Annotated in this window: 16 protein-coding genes; 6 read left to right on the plus strand and 10 right to left on the minus strand. The window is 43.7% G+C overall.

Going from position 1 to position 20,268, the window contains the following annotated elements:
• Nucleotides 1–212 precede the first annotated feature (212 nt).
• Together F6K64_RS32680 and F6K64_RS32685 are read left to right on the plus strand one after the other, a co-directional pair.
• Nucleotides 213–2,207 (plus strand): PP2C family protein-serine/threonine phosphatase, encoded by a 1,995-nt coding sequence (locus F6K64_RS32680; protein WP_287267562.1) that lies wholly within the window; start codon nt 213–215, stop codon nt 2,205–2,207.
• Nucleotides 2,208–2,420: 213 nt separating this feature from the next.
• Nucleotides 2,421–2,648: a ferredoxin-thioredoxin reductase variable chain gene (locus F6K64_RS32685; protein WP_008189465.1), complete on the plus strand. Its 228-nt coding sequence runs from the start codon at nt 2,421–2,423 to the stop codon at nt 2,646–2,648.
• A 182-nt stretch (nt 2,649–2,830) separates the two neighbouring features.
• Here F6K64_RS32685 and F6K64_RS32690 read toward each other — a convergent pair whose 3' ends face one another.
• The 4 genes from F6K64_RS32690 to F6K64_RS32705 all read right to left on the minus strand — a co-directional run bounded on the left by F6K64_RS32690 (nt 2,831) and on the right by F6K64_RS32705 (nt 5,882).
• Nucleotides 2,831–3,085 carry a hypothetical protein gene (locus tag F6K64_RS32690; protein ID WP_353815339.1) on the minus strand — a complete coding sequence of 85 codons (255 nt, stop codon included), beginning with the start codon at nt 3,083–3,085 and terminating at the stop codon, nt 2,831–2,833.
• 22 nt (nt 3,086–3,107) lie between these two features.
• Complete coding sequence (locus F6K64_RS32695) at nt 3,108–3,953, minus strand: YdcF family protein (RefSeq protein ID WP_287267563.1); 846 nt, start codon at nt 3,951–3,953, stop codon at nt 3,108–3,110.
• Nucleotides 3,954–4,073: 120 nt separating this feature from the next.
• On the minus strand, nt 4,074–4,391 hold the full coding sequence (locus tag F6K64_RS32700; protein ID WP_287267564.1) for a hypothetical protein: 318 nt from the start codon (nt 4,389–4,391) through the stop codon (nt 4,074–4,076).
• A 171-nt stretch (nt 4,392–4,562) separates the two neighbouring features.
• Entirely contained in the window at nt 4,563–5,882 is a 1,320-nt protein-coding gene (locus F6K64_RS32705) for a DUF2252 domain-containing protein (RefSeq protein ID WP_287267565.1), read from the minus strand.
• A 547-nt stretch (nt 5,883–6,429) separates the two neighbouring features.
• Here F6K64_RS32705 and F6K64_RS32710 point away from each other — a divergent pair.
• A complete protein-coding gene (locus F6K64_RS32710) occupies nt 6,430–6,909 on the plus strand; it encodes a DNA phosphorothioation-associated protein 4 (protein ID WP_008189456.1) in 480 nt (159 codons plus the stop codon).
• 218 nt (nt 6,910–7,127) lie between these two features.
• Here F6K64_RS32710 and F6K64_RS32715 read toward each other — a convergent pair whose 3' ends face one another.
• Both F6K64_RS32715 and F6K64_RS32720 read right to left on the minus strand, forming a co-directional pair.
• Complete coding sequence (locus tag F6K64_RS32715; RefSeq protein ID WP_008189454.1) at nt 7,128–8,096, minus strand: Rpn family recombination-promoting nuclease/putative transposase; 969 nt, start codon at nt 8,094–8,096, stop codon at nt 7,128–7,130.
• Nucleotides 8,097–8,126: 30 nt separating this feature from the next.
• Nucleotides 8,127–8,402 carry a hypothetical protein gene (locus F6K64_RS32720; RefSeq protein WP_008189453.1) on the minus strand — a complete coding sequence of 92 codons (276 nt, stop codon included), beginning with the start codon at nt 8,400–8,402 and terminating at the stop codon, nt 8,127–8,129.
• A 406-nt stretch (nt 8,403–8,808) separates the two neighbouring features.
• Between F6K64_RS32720 and F6K64_RS32725 the strand changes: the two genes are divergently transcribed.
• The 3 genes from F6K64_RS32725 (at nt 8,809) to F6K64_RS32735 (ending at nt 10,468) form a co-directional block, all read left to right on the plus strand.
• Nucleotides 8,809–8,997 (plus strand): hypothetical protein, encoded by a 189-nt coding sequence (locus F6K64_RS32725; RefSeq protein WP_131827203.1) that lies wholly within the window; start codon nt 8,809–8,811, stop codon nt 8,995–8,997.
• 709 nt (nt 8,998–9,706) lie between these two features.
• Nucleotides 9,707–10,186, plus strand: a complete 480-nt coding sequence (locus F6K64_RS32730) for a DNA phosphorothioation-associated protein 4 (protein ID WP_287267567.1) — start codon at nt 9,707–9,709, stop codon at nt 10,184–10,186.
• A gap of 147 nt (nt 10,187–10,333) precedes the next feature.
• The gene (locus F6K64_RS32735) at nt 10,334–10,468 is read left to right on the plus strand and encodes a hypothetical protein (RefSeq protein WP_287267569.1); all 135 of its coding nucleotides are present in this window, start codon (nt 10,334–10,336) and stop codon (nt 10,466–10,468) included.
• A gap of 98 nt (nt 10,469–10,566) precedes the next feature.
• Here the strand turns inward: F6K64_RS32735 and F6K64_RS32740 are convergent, their stop codons facing one another.
• From F6K64_RS32740 to F6K64_RS38560, 4 genes are read right to left on the minus strand one after another with little or no spacing between them, the layout of a single operon-like run.
• Entirely contained in the window at nt 10,567–19,401 is an 8,835-nt protein-coding gene (locus F6K64_RS32740; RefSeq protein ID WP_287267570.1) for a LamG-like jellyroll fold domain-containing protein, read from the minus strand.
• Nucleotides 19,402–19,449: 48 nt separating this feature from the next.
• Nucleotides 19,450–19,641: a hypothetical protein gene (locus F6K64_RS32745; protein WP_287267572.1), complete on the minus strand. Its 192-nt coding sequence runs from the start codon at nt 19,639–19,641 to the stop codon at nt 19,450–19,452.
• Entirely contained in the window at nt 19,623–19,790 is a 168-nt protein-coding gene (locus F6K64_RS32750; RefSeq protein WP_287267574.1) for a hypothetical protein, read from the minus strand. The genes F6K64_RS32745 and F6K64_RS32750 overlap by 19 nt, the downstream gene beginning before the upstream one ends.
• Complete coding sequence (locus F6K64_RS38560) at nt 19,756–19,956, minus strand: transposase (RefSeq protein WP_353815346.1); 201 nt, start codon at nt 19,954–19,956, stop codon at nt 19,756–19,758. The genes F6K64_RS32750 and F6K64_RS38560 overlap by 35 nt, the downstream gene beginning before the upstream one ends.
• Nucleotides 19,957–20,268: the final 312 nt, after the last annotated feature.

A 20,268-nucleotide genomic window follows, 5' to 3' on the forward strand; every position in this document is an offset into this window, starting at 1 on the left:
TTTTTAGGTAGTAGGTGGCGGTTAGCTCTTAATTTGATTACCCTACTATGTTCATTATAGATGATCACAAAGTATCAAAGTTCTTGTCTGCCATTCATCCCACGCCGACATGCAAGTGGGGACGTGGGGCATAAGCGCGGACCAATGCTAATTTATCTCAGCCGTCTAGAATTTGACCGTATAGCCGTAAATTAACTTCATAGGTATTAGCCGTGGATCGTTATCTTTGGGCAGTTGGTTCTGCTGCCGTAGAGCTACCAGTTGGAGAACAAGTGGCAGACCGCTACCAGGTAGTTGCCCCGCAAATTTGGCAGGATATGCAGCCAGAACTGCCACCGGATTTTCCCGAACAAATCAACGGCCATATCCTTCCTTACCTACGCTTGTATCCCCACTGCCTCCATGTGCCAGAGGTTTATGGGATATGCCAGTTGCCACAGCAACGGAATTTTCTGTCTACACCTGGTCAAGATGTAGTCATTTTGCTAGAAAATGCCCCCATTGATGCCAATGGCAACTTATATCCCTCAATGGAGTCGATCTGGACTTCTGCTACCGCAGTGCGTCAAGTCTATTGGCTTTGGCAAATTTGGGAATTATGGATACCCTTATCAGAATTGGGTGTGGCTTCTAGCCTGTTAGTGCCAACTAATTTGCGAGTTGAAGGGTGGCGGCTGCGACTGCGGGAATTATATCGCGATACAATGGCTGATACGAGTCTATCACCAGTTGTACCGTCTAATGGTCTAGAGGATAGGGGATTTGATACATTGGTTTCCCGAGACTCCCCTGCCGAACCGACTTCTGTGAGTGAACCCTCTGTGGATGCTAGTCTTAAACAGCTAGGAGAGTGCTGGGAAGCTTGGTGTCGCACAGCTTCAGTTTCTGTGGCGGATCCGCTACAAGCTATTGCCCAACACCTGCAAACTGAACACCCCTCCTTAAGTGCGATCGCATCCCAACTTAATCACCTATTACTTGAGCAAGCTGCTCAGCACCCGTTGCGGTTACAGATTGCTGGTATCACCGCAACTGGTTCAAGTCACAGCCACAATGAAGACAGTTGCTATCCCACTAAGGCTGACTTGATTAAGCACCCAGAGCAACCCCAAAACCCCTTGATTCCCCACCTGTCGATTATTTGTGATGGCATTGGTGGTCACGAAGGGGGGGAAATTGCTAGTCAGTTAGCACTACAGTCGATTAAATTACAGGTTCGGGCATTACTGGCTGAGTTGAACGAAGATCCGGAGCTGATGACACCAGAACTGGTAACTGAGAATCTATCAGCAATTATCCGGGTTGCTAATAACATGATTTCTTCTCGCAACGATCAACAAGAACGAGAATCCCGGCGTCGCATGGCTACTACCTTAACCCTAGCGCTACAACTACCCCAAATGGTGAATACACCAGAAGGGAAAACCAATGGTCACGAAATCTATATCGCTAGTGTAGGAGATAGTCGTGCTTACTGGCTTACTCCCGACTATTGCCAGCAGCTAACTGTGGATGATGATGTGGCTACTCGGGAGGTCAAGCTTGGTCGTAGTCTTTATCGACAAGCGTTGCAGCGATCTGATGCACAAGCACTCACTCAAGCCTTAGGGACAAAGGAGGCTGAATTACTTCGTCCCACTGTGCGACGCTTTATTTTGGAAGAAGATGGCTTGCTGCTGCTGTGTTCCGATGGCTTGAGCAACAACAACTTGATTGAAAAATTTGGTCGAGATTTACCCGAAAAAGTCAATAGCCACCGACTTTCCGTGGAATCGGCGGCTGAGTCTTTAATTGACCTGGCCTTTAAACATAATGGTCAAGATGACATTTCGGTGGTGCTAACATACTGTGCTGTCTCTCCCCAATATCCGACAGTGCTAAATTTGGGAGACATCTCTAGCTCTAAAGAACTACAGGTGGTTAATCTGGGGCAGCAAACCGCTCTGACTCCATCACTACCAGCGGAAATAACCACAACCAATGATAATAAACCCGAAACCACCCGCTCATACCGGGATTGGATAAGAGCCTTGTTTGGGCTGCTGGGGGTAGTCGGTATACTAGTTGGTGCTGGGGCTATTTTACTGACTACCCAATGGATACTAGCTCCTGAGGGCTTCCAGAAAATGCGCGATCGCTTTTTACCATCACCCGATCCAAATCTACCACAGTCTTCACCTACCGAGCAGGAGCTCCCAGACAACTAAGGGTGAAACTAAGGGTGAAAAAACCTTACATTATAATTTTCACCGATAATCACCGGCATCAGACCAGGGAAGCAATTCCATTCAATCTAAATTTTGTTGATGATCACCACTTTGCTAGATGTAAACAACCCACTCTGTGAGACAATAAGAAGGTTGCCTGAGCCAACCCTAGCTTAGGGAAGGGATGTCCGTATAATAGTTAGAGTTACTTATATGAAAGTTGGCGATCGCGTCCGAGTCAAAGAATCAGTTGTGGTATATACCCATCCCGAACACAGAAATAAACCTTTTGATATTAAAGGTCTCGAAGGGGAAGTTACCGGAATAATTTCTGAGTGGCAAGGTAGGCCCGTCAGCGCCAATTTACCAATACAAGTCAAATTTGACAAAAAATTTAAAAAAGTTCACTTCCGTGAAGATGAACTAGAAATTATCCCCTAGGCGGCTATATTATTAGCTAATACTATAGAAACCAATCATAATCACCATCACAGGGATTTTTAAACAGGTCTGCACGGATAGGATTAAGTTAGATTCTTACTGTATCTATTGATATCTATTACTATCCGTGTTTACTTTAATTAGTTAAACCATCTTTTAAGATAATAAGCTAGACTTGTAGTCTAATCTACCTCTGAGTTGCGGCGACTGAACCAACGAAAAATGTTGATGTCACCGCGCATTTTTTCTAATTCCTCTTGATGGCTTTGTGCTGTCAAATAATACCACTGGCAATAGTCTTCAAATTCTTGCCGATGCTCTACTTCTTGGCTAAACTCATAAGCTAGCTGGTAAGTGGCAAACATATCGGCTGCTGGTGGTGGTGCTGGGACAATCCGTTGGAATTCTTCTGGCATAGTAACTAGGCAAATAATCAAGGATAATATTTCAGCAATAATGTCATACCCAACCACGAATGCGATAAGCGACTATACCAATGTATTCCTTGATAGCACGGGTAATCCTAGACAATTGCTCAGCATTTGGCAGAGAATGTAGCAAAGCAGCTTGAGTACTGCTGCTAGGTTCATCCAGTTCATGTTGGGACACTAGAAAATCGGTCGGTGCTGGGATCACATCAATACCCTGACGCCGGAACACTAGGACAGAACGAGGCATATGGATGGCTGAAGTTACCAATAATACCTTGCGCAAATCCCGCTGATCCAAAATTTTCCGCACATTGACCGCATTTTGGTGAGTGTTTAAAGACCTAGACTCTTGTATGATAGCGGCTCTTGGAACACCCAGGTCTTCTAGAATCTGTGCCATGTCTTCTGATTCAGGAGCCAACCGTTGTGAGGATTGACCAGACTCGGAAGAAAGTCGTTGGCTAGAGTTATTACTACTGGAACCCCAAACAATCCGACCACCAGCAGGAATCACCCAGGGAGCTTTCCCTTCACGGTATAGCTGAGCACCATAGAGAACGCGATCGCCTGCTTCATCCACTTCTGGAGTAGGTCGTGGTGGAAAAGGTGGTTTAGTCGCTCCCCCCAAGATCACAATCGCATCAGCCTCAGGTAATTCTGAATTAGGAATATATTGCCACTCCAGAGAGCGTATTAAGCTGTTAGTCACCCAAGTATTACTTGAGACCAACAACACAATTAATGCTAAAGCCACCGGTATCGGAACCCAGCGAGGGTGGCGCCACGACATTACTAAAGCTACTACCAGTAGCACACAAGCCAGGCCCAAGGGATACAGAAAGAGTGGCAATAGCTTTGAGAGAAATAGAAACATTTTAGATTTTAGTTCTTAGTCAGAAAGTACTCAATCCAAAGCAAGTTCTTCTAGATTAGCCCTAGCTTAAATCTCTTGGTATTTTATTTTGACCAATAAGCAATAATTAATTACTCTTGCTTAACGTCTAAAAAATCTACTAATAGGATTGAGTGACCCTTCTGAGCGGCTCTTTTCTCTAGCTTGTCGTTCTTGTACAGCTAAACGGATGCCCGTTAAGTCAGAACTACCTTCCTCGGTATACTCTGCTTGCTGGGGTTGTGAGTCCCTGGGTTTGTCTGGGTGGTGCCACCAGTCAACTATCAAACCACCGGCGAAAGCGCCAATGCCACCAAATAGTAAGCTGAATTGGATGTCGTATCCCAGAAAGGCAAGGGCTAAGATAAAAAACACTAAAATTTGAAGCCCGCTTAAAAAACCGTCTTTCTTACCGTTCATGTGATTAAATCTAAGGTATGTAGCTGTTTTGTTTCTAGGTTAGAGGTTAGAGGTTATCGATTATAGGGACTAGCTCGCGACCATCCCTTTGCCGCTTATCCTGTTATTTAACCTTCCCCCTGTGCCATATCAACGCATTATATTTTACCAAAGCCAATTAAACTAAAACGATTAGTCACAAGTGCCGCTAGAGCAGCTATTGGGTTTCAGCTTTTCGAGAAAGTAACCATAGTCTTTCTTAACTTGATCAGCATAAGTTAAAGCCACTTCCCTTACCAATTGCCGAAACTCCTTGTGGCGACCGTCAGTCAACTCATCCACCTGTTTGTCTATGGAATAAGGCACTAAGGCAGCATCAAAATCTTTGTCAGCTCGGGCGTGAGCTGTTGCTAACACTTGACCCCATTGTTCAGCTAGCTTAACAAAACGTTTCTCTTTAGTTAGCTCAGTGATATCAAAGGTTTCCTTAAATGGCGATCGCTCTCGCACTGAGTAATACCCATCCCCTAGTTTCATCCAGCCCAGGTGATTATCGGTGTGCTTGGTTAAGGCTCGATAGGCTAAAGCATGACGTTGACCCTCATTGTTAAAATTTTTATCATAGTTTTGCCGTTCCTGCTGACTCAGGTAATCATAGGCAGTAGGGGAAGATTGGAATTTAATGTCCAAGATCCGGTCATCCTTCTGGGAAGAGGTCTCGCCTTCAATCAGGACATAATAGCGGGGTACTCCTAAGGAACTGGTGCCAGCCAGTAAACGTTGCGCAATATCTTTGACCCGGAAGTACTCTTGATCATATTTAAAGTTTTTTGTCAACGTTTTCCGATAATCTGCGATCGCATTCTGAATATCCTGTCCCTCGGAAGCAGTAGGTTTGCCTAACTTAACCTTGGATAAATTGAAGCGACGCTGATTTCCGTCCAGTTCTGTCCATTTTTTCAACATTTTTTGGCGGCTTTCGTTGGCTTCTACTCCTTCTAGGAAGTCATCCAACTTCCCATAGGTATTGTCTTTAGTGAAGTAAGTCTCCAGTTCACGATCATTACCCCGATAGGAGGCCATAGTATCAAGATAGGACTCACTAAAGGCATCAATCCCGTTGTTCTGTTCCTCAGCAGACAAACCATTCTGACCACCGACCAATGCTAAACTAGCGGCCATGCGCCAGACATCATATTGGTAATCGGCAATAATCCCATCATCAAAGTCATCGAGTGAGTAAACGATTTCCCCTCGATTATTATCATATGCCCCAAAGTTCTCGGCATGCATATCTCCTGATAACCAAATCTTGGTTTTGGCATTTCCAAAATCCTTGAGGCGGCTATCCCCAGCGAAATCTTTCCAAAAGAGTTGGTTAGTGCCACGGTAGAAGACAAATTCAGAACAAGCCATTTTGCAATATTTAGTTTCTCGATCTTGCTTGGAAATGCCAGTGTTTGCCTCCTCAATCGTTTTCACGACTACCGTTGCACGATCCTTGGTTTTCATTGGGGGGTCTTGTCGGTCGGGGTAGGAACAGGATAGGTTAGTCAGTAAAAGTAGGATTGCGAACGCACCCAAATAAACTAGTTGCTTACAAGTCTTCATCATTCAACTCAATCAACTCAAAATTACGTTAATATTGGAAACATCAAGGAATAGATCTCTAAGAGGCTATTCCGTCAGCCGTCAGCTTTTAGCTCACGCTTCGCGAACAGCCGTCAGCCGTCAGCTTTTAGCTCACGCTACGGGAACAGCTTAAAACAAACCTAGAACGAGAGAATTTAAGAGTTCTAGATTAATGAAAATTTAAAGTCTGGGGAAAAGTCCATTGACTCGTGGCACAGACTTCGACGCTGATAGCTGATAGCTGTTCGCGTAGCGTGCGCGTAGCGCTTAAGCTGATAGCTGTTCGCGTAGCGTGCGCGTAGCGCTTAAGCTGATAGCTTACGCTATTCCTTTACTCTTTTGATGGTATAATAAATAGATTACCGCACGTTAAGCTTTTTGCGATTAGGCTTGTGCATAAGATTTATTAAAACTAGACACCAAGACAATGGCTGGAAACAGAATCAGGGTTGCTAAAGATAAGGCGGCTTTGGTGAAAGACCTAACCGCTTCCGATGGAAAAACCGGACCGTTTCAGACTTATGCTGATGTGATGGTGTTTGCAGCTGCTTTAGGAGTAAAGCGTAAAAAGCGATCGCCCCTGAAGGTAATTTCTAAACGAGAGCCTGGTCCGATTGGACTGGAAATTTTTGTCTCAAGGGGATATGAGGTAGTAATTAAATTAATTGCGATCGCTGAGATTAAGGATACGAAAATTCTTTCTTCTATCGATAAAGAGTCTGAGGAAAAACGCATCTATATTTTTGAGGAGTATGCGAATGGAGGGCTTGATATTTTGCGCAATGAGTTGCGGGGAGCAGTAGACTATTCCGAGCGACTTTTGTTACTTTTAAATACTGATAGGTATAAGAAGAAAGAATCTATAGCAAATGATCAACAGGAGTTTGATTTGAGTCGATTTTTGTGACAGCTAGCGCCTACACTTACGGGATAGGGAACTGTAGGCGCTGTCACTAATTCCGTTACAGCTGAGATGGTAAGCTGCTACGCAGCTTATCCCGAACTGACGTGTACCGCAAAATCAAATGTCCGGTGCGTAATTGGGCTTACTTCACTCATTTTGAATTCTGAATTTTGAATTTTGAATTTTGAATTTAGCACCGACTACCTGCACCGAGTACAGACTTATTCAGCAAACCCTGAATGTTCCTGTAGCCAGTCAAGCAAATCAGCGCTAGTCTGAAAATCCCACATGGCATCTGCTAAATTATCTAATTCCTGGGAATTCAACCCAACGATAGCTGCACTCAGTTGTGAGGCTATTTCTGGGAAACGGCGCTCCAACTGTCCTAATAGTAAGCTTCTTTTTCCTTCTTCCCTACCTCGAATTTTTGCCTGTTCAATCTGTTCGATTTGCCATTGCGCCTCAAATTCTTGGGTACTCAAGATACTTGCTTCGTAACTTTTGTTATCCATATAACGCTTGTATGCCGCTCTTTCTTGGTCGGAGAGATTATTGACTCTTAAGGTTTCCTTGGCTTCCACCATGCCTAATGCTCCAAATTCATCCTTGATCTCACTGTTTTTGAGAAAATAGATCCATTCGTCTAGGTGGTTTTTCGCTGTCCCCTTAAAGTTCTTTACTTTCAGCAGGTAGTATTCTGGAAAGATATCTGCTACTTTTTCAATAGTATATTTTCTTTCTTGAGCTAGGGTAGGTTCCAGGATATCTCCTTGATTCACTCCCATGAACTCCGAGCGCAGACGATAAATATAGTCATCTCCCTTACCGAGGTTAAAGTAGACGATATTCACTGAGTATATTTTCCGAATTTTACCGTACTCTTCCCCTTGTTCAAGATATTCGGTGACTAGCTGGGAAACACCGTAGAGCATCCGATGAAAATAATCGAGTTGGGAGTTGTTTTGCACTTCGATCAGGACTAACTCGGAGTTTTCGGTTTCCGCCAGAATATCGACACGGTTGCTTTTATCTTCCTCTGTCTGTTGATTGCCTTCACTTTCGAGAAGAGTTTGGATTTTGATCTGTGTATGTAATAACTCGCTTAAAAACCCTTCCAAGACTACATAATTGGCTTTATTGCGCAGTAGTCTTTTGATGGCCCAATCAAAGCGTATATGTCTGGTAGCCATGGTTGGTGTGCTGGTATGACTACATATATTTTAGCTTGGGTAATAGGTAATGGGTAATGGGTAATGGGTAATGGGTAATAGGTAATGGGTAATAGGTAATGGGTAATAGGTAATAGGTAATGGGTAATAGGTAATGGGTAATGGGTAATGGTTAATGGGTAATGGGTAATGGGTAATAGGTAATGGGTAATAGGTAATAGGTAATGGGTAATAGGTAATGGGTAATAGGTAATGGGTAATAGGTGGCACAGGCAAATAGCCCTGGTTGACTGACTTGAGTACATGGGGTAGGTTGGGTTGAGGCAACGGAAGCTGTAGGCGTTACTAGACTAAACCGGCTTATTGACTTGGGTAAGCATTCAGCCGTCAGCAATCAGCTATCAGCTAATGCGCTACGCGCACGCTTCTTGAGGTGCTTTTGAAGAAAACAGGTAAGCATTGGAATAATGCTGAGTTACTTCAGCTGACGGCACCTCAAGTAGCGTGAGCTTTTAGCTGACGGCTGACGGCTGACGGCTGAATACTTACAGACTTGGTATTCCGTGATCAGCCCTGAAAATGTCTGATAGTTTTTTAACGCTTACTATGGCTTAATCCGGCTGATTGATGTTAACTTATATTTCGCCAACAGCATCAAAATTGGGGCGCTAGGGGGGCGAAACCATACCCAGAATCAGCAACGCCGATAAGGTATAAAGCGTTTCTAGGACTCATGAGGTACACAGAATGGTTTGACTATTGGCTCTTGCCTCTTCTCTCTTACCTGCTCCGAGGCTCCCTGCTTCCTGCTCCGAAGTCCCTGCTCCCTAAAACCTTAGGTGCGCTTTCCGTATTAAGAATTAAATTCGCCACGGGTCGCACCTCAGATATTTGTACCTCACAAGTCGTAGAATTGCTATAATAAATGGACTAGCACACGTTAAGCTTTTTGCGCTTAGCCTTGTGCATAAGATTTATAGAAGTCTAACCGCTGAAAACCCCGTCACAAAGCGAGCGGGGATGAAAGGGAATAGCGGCAATAGCGCCGCCTGTTGACGATTGTCTAGCACTAGAGTATACTTTAAATATGGGTACAGGCTGAAAAACCGAGGCGCAACCGGGAGAGAGACCCGCCACTGCATGACCTGAAAGTAGTAATGCCCGGAGGGTAGGGAAAGTCCTCCTTAAAAACCCAAGCATCAATCAACCGTTGGTGTGTGAACCATTACTTTGCACATTTTGAGAAAAGAACGGTACGGCGGGGTTAGAAGTTACCGTAAGAAGAGTGGAGCCTTTATAGTTAGTCGGCTATGAGTAAAAAGTTTTAACCTTTTTGATTAAGGCTCCACTCTTCTAAGGTTTCGTCTCCGGCACGCCGAAACCGAGTGAAAAGGGAGGAAACAGACTTTTTAAGGCACTCCCAGTAATTCGCTAAACGCTTAGGAAGAATTGCCCGCTGGGTCTGCTGTAAATTGAACTGAATTCTTGGTCTTGACGGGTTTTCGGTTTAAGTATTGCTTAATTTTTGGCGACGTCAAAAATTAAGATATAGCGGTTTAAGGCAGCTCGTTGAACTAAGAATCCCCGTGTCTTTAGACCGGGGAGTGTCAATAAAACTAGACACCAAGACAATGGCTGGAAACAGAATCAGGGTTGCTAAAGATAAGGCGGCTTTGGTGAAAGACCTAACCGCTTCCGATGGAAAAACTGGACCGTTTCAGACTTATGCTGATGTGATGGTGTTTGCAGCTGCTTTAGGAGTAAAGCGTAAAAAGCGATCGCCCCTGAAGGTAATTTCTAAACGAGAACCTGGTCCGATTGGATTGGAAATTTTTGTCTCAAGGGGATATGAGGTAGTAATTAAATTAATTGCGATCGCTGAGATTAAGGATACGAAAATTCTCTCCTCTATCGATAAAGAGTCTGAGGAAAAACGCATCTATATTTTTGAGGAGTATGCCAATGGAGGGCTTGATATTTTGCGCAATGAGTTGCGGGGAGCAGTAGACTATTCAGAGCGACTTTTGTTACTTTTAAATACTGATAGGTATAAGAAGAAAGAATCTATAGAAAATGAGCAACAGGAGTTTGATTTGAGTCGATTTTTGTAATGACAGCTGTCAGCCGTCAGCTGTCAGCTGTCAGCTGTCAGCCGTAACTCATACCAAGTTGCGGTCAAACGTACAACTTTCTCTTCCCCCAATCTCCCAATCTCCCAATCTCCCAATCTCCCTATCCAACCAATCTACTATCTTTGAATGCAACTCGGTACCCGGGCGTTGAGGCGGAAAATTAGGGCGAGCCCTTGGGTGGTGCGTTACGGGGCGGGCTATCCCAACACTGGCTACGAGGTTGAACATGATGGCAAGCCCGCCCCTAACGCACCCTACTGAAGTCGAGAAGGCGAAAGCCCCCGTGCTATGGCTAGCGGCAGACTACGCCAACAGCCGGGGGTAAGCTTACTCTGGGAATTACCGGGTCAAACCACAACTTAATCTTCAGTCTGAGTTTCAACTGGATTAGCTTCTGGCAAGGAATAGTCTACTACTGGGAAATATCCCTGATTCAGAACAGCTAAATCATCCTCCAGCTCGGAAGGAATGTCAACCCCATAATAGTGGCAGAGAATGAGAGTGATATCTTTATTGTAAGACATTAAGCTAGGAGCGTACTTGGCTAAAGTATTATTAACCGCTCTCAACAAATTATCATAGCTATCCGCAGAGCTAACCACAAAAGGTTCAAGACGCTTTATTAACTCGTAGTAGCTAGAGATATCCAACTCCTTCATCTCTTTCTCAAGAGGAGGAGTCTCAGCCCCAATTTCTGGCAGAATACGACTGACGAAAGTAACTCGGTGCATCACTCGCCAACAAGAAGGAGTGTTTTCAGGGTCATAAGCTCCCCGTAGAGCAATAGCATTTTTGTCATTGCTTTCATTCAGCCAGATGGGATCAATCACTTTGTTAAACAACTGGTCGTAGTTTTCATTGTCTTCTTGCAGGAAGAAGGTCATAAAACGGTAAGCATCGACTTTCCCTGGACATAATACAGGTTTGCCATCAGCATCATAAACCGGCTCTCCTTTGGAAGGATCTTCGGAATAGTCATATTGCTGAATGTTATTCGAGAGGTTAAAAGTAGTCTTAATCTCGAAGGTTTCTTTATCCTCCTTAGAGCGACTCTTGGTTAAGCTCAATCCTATATTGTTGAATCCATTGGTTTTCTTGCTATGACTGCGAATTTCAAATTTGACATCAAATGAAGAAGCACTACCTAACTGGAAAGAGCCGGTAAAAGACCCTTCAAAAGATTGTGTCCGGGTTTGGGCGGTTTGAGTAGATTGGGAATAAAAACCGCCATCAGCACTCCAGACGTAAGTATTAACAATGTTCTGCTTGGCAAACTTATCTGGAAGTTTCTGATCTGTACCAAACTCACGAACCAAGGCTTCTGTTGTACTTGCAGTAGTTGCAGCTAGACTTCCCATTGAACCACTGAATCCTCCCAGCCAGGCATGAAAGCCTCTTCTGCTACCAATCACTTTGCCATGGACATGCTTCTTATGACGAAAATAATCGTCTATTTTCTGTGTCATGCTTCTCCCTCTTGGATCATGACTAATTAAACTACCTCCAACTCCCACAATTCCTGCAGTTCCGGCAGCTATTGCTGCATCAGACCAGCCATAGTTATCAAAACTATAGGAGACATTAAAGTTTTCGTAATAAGCTGTGAGGTCTTTCTCCTGGCGAGTAATTTGTTCCTTGAGATTATAAGCTTCCTTGGGTTTGAAGTAACTATATTCGCCGTAATCACTAGCTGTTGGATAATCAGGGTCAAGGAAAACAGCACCCTGTTGATCATAACCAATCTTGCCATCAAGAGTACCTTGCTTAGTATATTGGGGGTTAATCTTGAAGGGGATAAGGTTGAAGTCCTTGGGAATGTCTGGGTTAGGGCGAACAGAGTAACTAAACAGAGCATTATTATGCTCAAACCGTAGGGCAAAGATATCCGCTGTGTCAGAAAGAACTAGAGCAAACCCTATATTGTCTGGCAGATAACGAGCTCCTAAAATTGGGTTATAAGCAGGAGGTTCCGAATCCTCATCTGGTAATTGTTGCCAATAACCTTTAAGTTGCTGTTTAGTATTTTCAGTAGTGGTTTCACCAACATCCATCGTTTTTTTGTCAGTGAAGCCATTATCACTGTCTATTTTGTTTTTACTGATTCCAGTTCCTGTAATTTGTGGACTTATAGCTTTACCCAAGCCCAGTGGTGCCAAGACAAAAGTGAGGTCAATCTCTCCTGAATAGGCGGCTTCGTAATCAAAGCCATTTTTGACAGAGTGTTTACGAGAGTGAGAATAAGAATATTTATAGGAATTCACCTCTGTCAATTCTACGGCGGTAGTGCCATCGTAAGTTACTTGATAACTTTTAGGCCCCACAGTCAGGTTTTCACCAGGAACAGGCGGCGCACCTTCAATGAACCCGATAATTTGTGGGTCAAATTGTACTTGAGCCATCCACTGGGTTTTCAGGTTAGCAACTTTGAAGCCATGAACCAGATGCCACTGATTATTGTAAATATAGGTATATAAGCGTTGCAAGCTGCCAGAGGTTCCCCGGCTAGGATCGTTGAACATCACTCCGTAGTCAACCACAGAGGGGAATCCGTCAATTGTAGTTTGATATTGTTGGGTATAGCCATCAATAGCCGAACGCACCAGGGCAATATCATCTCCAATGGGTGCGTTGGAAACTGGTCTGGCGGGTTTATTCCCTTCTTCTGTTGGGAATGTCAGGTCGTTGCCAGTAAAAGATTCATCTTTGAGCAGATCGACATTTTCCGTGAGATTACAAGAGAAATAAGCAATCAGGTCTTTTTTCTCTCCCTTGACATAGGTAAAGAGATTCTCTTGAATTTGCTGCATGGAACGGAAAGTTTTCCATATACGAATTTCCTCCATTTCTCCATGGAGGAAATTCGCCAAGCTATCGTCGTTAGTTTTGACAGCACCCAAAGAAAACTGAGAATTATTTAAGGCTTCACGCACCTCTAATGAGGATTCCAACTCAATAGGTGAATATTCCAACTCAACAGGTTGACCATTGAGGTAGGCAGAGCAGATATTGGCATCAGGGACAGGGGTTTTCTCCCACTGCCAGTTTTCGCCTATAATTTTGGCATTGTGTTCTCCAACAATATCATTAGCAATGTTGCCTTCTTTCTCATTCAATGGCCACCAAGCAACAAGTCCTGGTGATTCCTGTCCATAAAGCCCTTGTCCCAGGGCTTCTGGTTCGAGGGCTACATTCCAAATCCGCACATCAGCAATAATTCCGTTGAAGCCCTCTCCAATCTTCACAGGGAAGTTGCCAATACCAGGGTTTATGTCTTTGATGAGATTGGATTTTTCAGCTTCTTTGTTTTCATCAGTATTTTTACCATAAATGTAAAAGATGATCCGTGTATTGACTTCAGGAATCTGTACCTCTACTTCCTGTTCGTGGTCTCCAATTTCTATGGTCTCAGAATGAGTTTGGTCAACTAATTCTGTTTTGCGTACTACTGCCACTTTTTGTAATTTATTGGCAACAAGGGCTTTATTGGACGTATATTTTTTCCAAGTTCCGTCTTGGTTTTGGAAGGAGAAGACCAAGTATCCACTTTGGTTCATCTCTAACTTATAGCTAGTTAGTTCAGTGTTGTTAGAGCTAACACCTGTTTTAGCTAGTAGGATCGATGCTTTAATTTGAGCAGGCTGACAGAAAAGCTCTAGGGTTAAGTCTTTAGTAATGTTAAGAGCATTAGCATTCGGCACTTCTAGACAATCTGAATCTTGGAATTTGATTCCGAAAGATTGAAAATAGGCGAAGGCTAGCTGAGTCCAACTGTCTTGAAATAATCCTTGCTTACTGCGATAAGTGTGGTTGTCAAATGTAGCAGTTAAGGAAAAAGCTGGTGCTTCTCCTAGCTGTACTGCCCCTCCTATAGTACCATGATGCTCGTTCTTAGAATCATCGGTATTACTGCTGTCTAAGCGCCAGTAGGCAAGCAAACCTGCTGTTTCTGGAAATATTTGGATTCCGATAGATTCACGGATTTCTTCCTGGGTGCGGGCTGAATTCCAGATTCGGACTTCTATTAAATCAGCTTCAGCTTTGCTGGCATTATCAAATCTTCTACCTAAATTCCAAACACCTGTTCCTTGGAATGATGCTATATTACCCTGAGATGCTATCAACTCTCCATCACGGTAAATCTTCCGACTTTTGCCATCGTAGTCATAGACACAAGCCCAATGATGCCAACTATTGTCTGAGTATTGAAGATCACAGTCCAGGTCATTATCAAAGAAAGCGAAACTAAACTTATTATTATTTCCTCGGAAACCAATATGCAAGCCTTGGTTGGTCTCTGAGGTTCCTTGACTACAGAGCCAATCATCTTGACCATTTTCAAGGCGCTTTGCCCAAAATTCTATAGTAAAGCTTCCCTTTGTCAGATCAATTTTGTCACCACAAGTGATATAATTTTCGCCATTGAAACGAAAGGCATATTTGGGCAACATTGAGATGCCGTACTGAGAAATGTTTAAAAGATTACTGGGTTGATTATTCTGGTGATAGATGAGGCAGTTACTGGGAGCATCTGGAGCTTCCAGGGATATGTCTGGGGCGGTTATCATTATGGGAATAACTTCGTCTCCGTCAAATCTATGAGGAAGAGTCCCGTAATGTGTCCCGCAAGAATCTATATATTGCCTCCGTTGTCTGCTATGACTCTTTACAGAGGCATACCTTGTTAAATTATACGAGCTCATGTCGGAATTATCCGCTAGGTTGGGTACGGAACTAGAACCATCTACTAACCAATGAGCAATTAAACCATTTTGGTTAGTTTCTACCCACCGTGTGTCGTTTTTAGAACTATTAATTTCTGACTCGGAGAGAGGGCGATTCCAGATTCTTATATCTCCTATTTCAACATTAGTCCAAGCATTGTATAAACCTAGAATATTAACACAATCGCCACTTTCAAGATCCCGAATATGACCACTATCACCCTGAAAATTTCCATTAAGGTAAACCCTATAATTGTTTGATACTTGATCACATACATAGGCATAATGAGTCCAATTAGTACTATCATGATTTCCATAACGGTAATGGTCATTGTGAAGAAGCATACCTATCTTATTGTTGCTTTTACCCTCTGGGTGATTTAATCTGAATTTACCACATCCTATGCCTTTGTTGACTATTGAGTCTTTTGGTCCGATAAAAACTGCCCAATCTTCATTGTTGCTGTCATGTCTCTTAAGCCAAAATTCAATGGTATAGCTAGATTTTACCAATTTTGATACTAAATTCGGACAGTTATCGTTATAGTAATGACCCCAATAAGTTGCTCTTGAAGATTCAGCCCATTTCTGCTCAACCATTCTAGGATTATCTAACTTCCAGTAGGCAACTAGGTTTTCTTCATTACCCTCAAGTTGCTGCCTCATCTTTTCGATGATTTGCTCTGGGTTGCGAGCAGTATCCCACACTCGCACTTCCATCATTTCAACTTTTGCTTTCCTCCCGTCACGATGTCCAGCAATCCATAAAGCACCATCTCCTCTAAATGCCTGCACATCACTATCCTGAGAGCTTACTAACTTTCCATCACGATAAATCCTCCGACTTTGGGCTGACTCGTCATAGACACAAGCCCAGTGATGCCAATTGTTGTCTGATTGTTGAGCATCGCAACTTAGGTCATTGGAATAGAAAGCAAAACTAAACTGATTATTTTCTCGGAAGCCAATGTGAAGATACTCATGATTTCTGAAAGCAGAACCTTTGGTGAGACACCAATCATCAAGATTAGATTCCATCCGCCTTGCCCAAAATTCGACAGTAAAGCTCTTATTCTTTAAGTCAATGCGATGACCACAGTCGATATAAGTGTTACCCTCAAACCTCAAGGCTAATACAGGAAGATTTCCCGGTTTTTCTTTTGCCGGAATCAAAGTTGGCTTCACCCAAGTTTCCAGAGTTACCGCATCAGCGTCTGAATCAAACCCTTTGAGTTTAACTTCGTCTTCGGTGCTAATATAATCATCCTCATCAAACAAAAGAGATTCAGAAGCCCGAGGCGAAGTCCAACCTGTAGTGTCTCCATTCCCAGATTTAGTCGCGGTTCCATTGACAATGGAACTCGTTCCTGGGGCAACACCCAAACTTATATTGAATAATATAGAACCACTATAAACTACCGCACGGTCTTGGTCTTCGTATTTGAGAGTTTTCACCGGAGCGATCGCTGATTCTTTTTTATCTTTATCTTCCTCTTCCTGCTTATATTCCGTTACTCCTTGATTAATCAGTTGCTGCAACCAATCAACTTTGCGGGGAGCATTTGTCCAGGTTTCTTCATAGTCTAGTGCTTTGATAGTGAGGGTACAAGTTTCTGGGGTACTTCCATCAGCAATAGAAATTTCAGCATCGTTCATCTCAGATTCACCATTGTAAGCTAACCAAGTCAGGGTATTCTCACTGTCGCTTTCAGAAGTGAATTTGGCTTTGGCAGTAGTGATATCAAAGTAAGCCACGGAGAATTGTTGATTATGTACTCGCTGGAAATAAAGTCCCAGTTTGTCTGGTCCACATTCCCGGATGTCTGGGCGAATGGTGGTGCGGGCAAAATCCAGTGCTCCGCCTTTGACAGTTAATCCGTAAGGGTCTATTGCCAGGAGGGGCAGGGGCACGAATGTGGCTGCTTGATTTCTGGAAATAGCTGCTTTTAACTCAGCGAGTTGTTGGAGTTTTTCTGCCAGTTCTTGTTGCTTCTGGGGCAGTTCCTGTTCTTTGTTGAGGACTTGTTCGAGCTGGGCGTCAATTTTGTCTTTGACCAGGGTGAGGGTACCGAAACTGAGGGGTTTAGTCGGAGAGGTTAACTCTTGCCAGCGCTTCACCAGTTTTTTGTATTCGGGTTCCTCTGGGCGATAGTTTCGCTTCAATTCCTGGGCAATGGTTGCTAATGCCTTTTGTTTAGCTTCTAGTTCCTTTTTGGAGGGAAGTTTGTCTAGCTCTTGGAGCTGTTGACGTATTTTGACTATCTGTTTCTTAGTTTCTTGGAGGTCGTGTTTGTAGTTGCAGATGGAGTAGGCTCTTTGTTTGAGTTGCTTGGGGTCTACATCTTGGAGTATTTCACTGGGCTGAAGCTCCATTAATGGTAAGGTTAACAAATCCTGGGCGATGGTGGCTAATGCGGTTTGTTTGGCTTCTAGTTCCTTTTTGGAGAGGAGTTTGTTTAGCTCTTGGAGCTGTTGACGTATTTTGAGGATCTGTTTCTTGGTTTCGTGGAGGTCTTGTTTGTCGTTGGAGATGGAGTAGGCCGTTTGTTTAAGTTGCTTGGGGTCTACATCTTGGAGGGTGTTACTGTCAGGAATTAATAATTCTTCTTCTAAGTTGACCACATCCGGGATTTGGGCAAGTTTTCCATCGTTGCCCACTCCTATATCCAGGATAGCTATTTTACCTAGATTATTAATGTCATCTTCTTTTCCAGTGGGAATAGCTAACATCACACGACCATCATTTTTGATGCCGTCATCCCCGGTATCGTTGGTTTCTTGTTCGTAGTAGAACAGGCTGGAAAAGCTATTTCTAATACCCCTGGAGAGTTTAATGCTAGTACGGCTCACCCCAGGGTTGTCACCCACAGGGGCATCAGACGCAACCCACTGAGGTTTTTCCTCACCTTCAAGTGTTCCATGACAAGCCCGATTGGTTTTATCATAGACTGTATCTTCTGACCCTTCATCAAAGCGCCAATAATTTATCAATCCACCTTCGTTCCCCACCAAACGGTAGTTCATTTCCTGCTCAATCTGCACTTGGGGACGTGGATAATTCCAGACTCGCATTTCGTCTATGGTTCCTTGGAAATATTGGCCAGAATAGGTTCCAATGTGAAAATCTCCTGTCGATTTAGCGTGATCCTTAACAGTTCCTTCTGCTACTTGGACTCCATCCCAGTAAATTTCCATTTTCTTGTTCTCTTTGTTATAGACAAAAGCATAATGATGCCAGTCTTCGTCAATCTCAAGGTCGGAAGATCTAACCTGGTCGCTATCTGAGAAGTGAAAATTAATCTGGCCGTTTACAATCCCGGCGGTTACGAGTCTCCATTGAGAAAAGAATCTATTATGGCCATCAACTGTTTCCGCTTTAGCCCAACACTCAATAGTAAAACTTTGATCGTTGAAGATATTCATTCTATCGTTAGTGTTGGTAACAGTTACAACGGATTCATGCTCTTTACCCAAAAACCGCAGAGCGCTTTCGGCAGCACCTCCCTTGTTAATAATCGGAATTAATGGCTTCTTTGTAAAAGGACAAATTCCCGGTTGACGTTCAAAAACTGCACTTTGATATTCTAGGTCTGGACTGGTGTAGTGCCTGGTGCCAAAGGTATTGAATAAGCCATCCTTGGCCACTTCAATATTGTAGGAGTCCAGCAACTCCGTTGTATTGTTATAGCAAAAGATTTGCCAGCGTTTCTGCTGGTTTACTTGGGTGGGCAGTTGCAGCACGGAAAACATTCCCTCGTGCATTTTCCCGACTAAACTCAATTCTTGAGTGGGTTCGTAGAATTTGTTTTCCGCCATATCCTGAGTACCCAAGGTATCTTTGTTACTCTGGCGTAGGGTCTTATGTTTGCTGCGTTGGTAGCGAATTTCTAGTTTGGGTTGGAGAGTTGGCCCTTGTTCTCCTCCTAATGCGAAGACAAAGCGGTCTACTAATAGGGTTTGATTGGCAACTGGCACTAGCTTGTCATCTGGGCCTTTTAAGATATCCTCACGCTCTTGATCTCGAGTGCCCCGTCCTCCTGGAGTTTCGATGGGATATACCATGTCCTCATGGTCTTGATCGATCGCTTGCCGGAAGAGATAGATATAACTACCATCGGAGAAGATTTGGAAGGGTTGGTCGTCGGTTAAACAAGCTGTGGTTGATAAGAATGGGTCTTGGTCTTTTTTATCAATGCGACCTTTTTCTAGTTCTTCACGAGTATTATCTTTAACAATGGGCATGGGAGTGGGATAGAACACTCCATAACCTACTGTAGTTATCTCTTCCGGGAAATTGAGAAGACGAGGTTCGGGGAGTTCCACAGGAGCTTGCATGGAGTCGAGGACTGTGTAGTAGATTTTGCGCTCATTGTCCATGGCAAAAGCGACCACAAACCCACTATGGAGAACTGTGGTGGTGTATTTGTAGTTTTTGTCGGTGAAGGTGGTACGGAATTCTTGATAAATACTCATTACTGAGATTCTCCAATTTTTTCAGATTTACACATGAGGTCGAGCACCTCAATTTTCAGGGTCTAGTTGTTTTTCCCAGACCCAATTCATCCTACGACTCCTCCCAATCAAGATTTCCTCCTTGATCAGCGTTCGCGTAGGGTCGGCGAAGCCGAATCCCTGGCAGATTTTCTGGCGTTGCTTAATAATGGAATGATTTGAAGAGTTTTGTAGAACCGGCATCAGGCGTGGAACGGGCATCTTGCCCGTTTCATTTTTCGGGCAGGCAGGATGCCCACCCCACTCATTTCATTACTTAATTCAGCAATGCCGCTTTTCTCATATTTGGTTCCAGATTCCGGTTTTCTGCGATCGCTAAAACCTGGTGGCGACGCTTTGCAACTTCCCATAATCCCTAGGTAAGTCTCCCGACGGTGTATCTGTTCTTAGTACCCAGAGAATTCTGTTGATAACCGTGCGCTGCTCTTTGTTTGGCTTACCTGTATGCGGTTTTTGCTGTGGTAGTAACGGTTTTAACCGTTCCCAATGTTGATTACTTAAGTTCCCTCGATTCATGAATGCACCCTGCGATCACACTACTTTTTTGAGGATATAACGAGTTGGAAAACAGGCCCTAGGGGGTCTTGCCATCATTTTCCGCCTCGTAGCCAGCCTTGGGACAGGCCGCCGGAAGGATACGGGCAAGATGCCCGTTCCACAGTTGCGCTTTCCACCCACCAGGCCAAACAGCAAAAATGATATGGGTGCGGCTCTTTTAAAAGTACGGTAGACTAGATCTCAGTAAAACTGACAAATTAGTCAGAGTAATAGTTTGAGTCAATACCTCCTGGTGGGTGACCAGCTGAAAAAGTCAGCAGTAGTTCAGGA

This window comes from Moorena sp. SIO3A2, assembly GCF_010672265.1.
Lineage (GTDB): Bacteria > Cyanobacteriota > Cyanobacteriia > Cyanobacteriales > Coleofasciculaceae > Moorena > Moorena producens.